General features: G+C 55.1%; 3 protein-coding genes. All 3 read left to right on the forward strand.

Translation table 11 applies throughout. The annotated features are described in order from the left end of the window. Positions 1 to 423: hypothetical protein (locus tag D6694_07065; protein RMH43423.1), on the forward strand; the 423-nt coding region annotated here is incomplete at its 5' end. 108 nt (positions 424 to 531) lie between these two features. Further along, complete coding sequence (locus tag D6694_07070) at positions 532 to 1,632, forward strand: hypothetical protein (GenBank protein ID RMH43424.1); 1,101 nt, start codon at positions 532 to 534, stop codon at positions 1,630 to 1,632. A gap of 149 nt (positions 1,633 to 1,781) precedes the next feature. Then, positions 1,782 to 2,107: hypothetical protein (locus tag D6694_07075; GenBank protein RMH43425.1), on the forward strand; the 326-nt coding region annotated here is incomplete at its 3' end.

Genomic DNA, 2,107 nt, shown 5'->3' on the forward strand with positions numbered 1-2,107 from the left:
ACAACAGGACAAATTGCATATACTCTCACATGTCGAGGCGGGACGGAAGTGGTACTTGATCGTCTAACGGACGAGATAGGCGTCAATTACATTGGTCCTTGGATGTGCATACTGAATGAGGGCGCAGAGGAGACGGAAGCGGGTCTAATTGGGCCAAGGGAACTTCCGGTGTGGATGGGACGCAATGTGTTCACCAGGAAAGCGTTGGAACGGCCCTGCATGGACGACCCATATTATGGGAGAAAGCGAGAATTTGCTCTGCGCGGGATGAAACTTGAGCTGGGGTTTGAACAGGTCGAAAGGGGTAAGCCATTGACGGTCGCTGCCGTTTTCCATGTTCGCGTGCGCCGGGATCCAAGCGCCACATCGCAGATCGCGGACGCTAAGTTACCCAAGGCAGAAATTGTAGGCTGTGGCTGGTAGGAGGTAACCCTTCGTTTGCGACGGAGGGTAGGTGATTGCGGAGCTGGGCATGGAGTGCTTCACAGGCAAGAATCCGACATGTCCAGTATAAAAAGGACGTTCTTCCGGGTGCTTGTGGCCTTGGTGGCGGTAGCGGGGGGCATTAACACTCACTGGGTGCTGCCGCAGGAGGAGGTCTACAGCGTCATCGGACCACGATGGGCAGACTCCGGCATTCATCACGGCTCAGGCGGCAGAGATCCGGCGGAGCTCGTGAGCGATACCTTCATAAGAAACCTTGTCAATGACCTGCTGCGTGCAAGCAAGATGAAGAACTGGAAGCCGCTTGCGCGGTACAGATGGGCGCCTTTGTGGCGTTTCAATTCCAAGCTGGCCGCACCAGGACCCTTTCCGCGAGGCTATCTCGTCTGCCCTCGATCTGTCGGACCGTTTTATCGCGGGTTGATCCGGGTTGATAACAGGAAAATTTGGAACCGGGTCTGGAAGATAGAGGCTGCATCATCACGAATTCTCCAGAGTGTGAGAAAAGTCTTGGGCCATGCCGCCATAGAACGCAGTTACCGTTATGATCCGGAGCATGGTTATAGACCGGGAGTGATTGTTGAGGATGTTATTGTCATATACCCATCTATGGACGGAGATGAAGGTATTGATTCCAATAGTACTCCGGAGTTGCGCTATGTTATCCATACGGCCTGCGAGACGCTGTGGCGGAAAGGCATTCCCCGCCCCAGTCCTGATCAGGAGTGGCGGATGCTGGCCACGCTGTTTGTGCCTGGTGGAGCGGACGACACCTGCGCACGAGGACATTGTTTCATCAAAGAAGCGGTTGTGAAGAGGATCCTTGTCTCTGTGCTGGAAGCCTTAAAGCAGGAAAGTTGGCGGCCGGTCGCACGATTTCTGGGGGTCAGGGCATTCGACCTCCAGTGTCTTGATGCGGGTGTGACACGAACCATTACTGTTCCTTCTTCGGCAACCGATCTGGTCTGGCAACGTCTGTTGGCTGGTGGTGGGGATTGGCGCGTTCTGCAAGCAAAGGAGCTTACTCCCGCACAGGCCTACCTTGAAACCGTTGGTGCGCGGGCCGGGCGCCTGCACATTTTGAGCGGGACAAGAGGGAACGATTTGTTGGTCTTCGATCTTTGGGACCATTCTCTCCCCCTTATCATAACAGGCGCTGACTGTGGGCGATTTGTTCCAGGTAACTAGGAAGGGGCTCGGATACCCCATGTGCACGGGTCCATGCCACGGGGCTCGCGCGCTTCCTTGAGCCCGATCCCATCGGCTTCGCGAGCGGTCAGCTCAATCTGTATGCCTATGTGGGTGGAGATCCGATAAACTTTGTCGATCCTTTCGGCATGAGACAGCGTTGCTTTCGCATAGTTGATCAGAATGGCAAGGTTCTCGTGGAAAAGATCTGTTTGGACATAGAGGACGTGGTTAAGGTTACAGGGCGACGGCCGGGTCCCGTTCCTGGAAAGAGCAGCGAGTCTTTAACCGCAAATGATGTCAACGACCTTTTGAGCCCAACTCTACTTAACGGTTTTGGAGCCCCAGCACCTTTTGCCGCAGATGTCTCCGGACTCACAGGAGAGGCTCCGCCGTCAAATGAGATCCCGACCGAAGATTGCGCGAAGGTGACGCACGTTGGATGTGCGTACCGCTATGACAAGAACGGGAAGCT

Source organism: Gammaproteobacteria bacterium (genome assembly GCA_003696665.1).
GTDB lineage: Bacteria > Pseudomonadota > Gammaproteobacteria > Enterobacterales.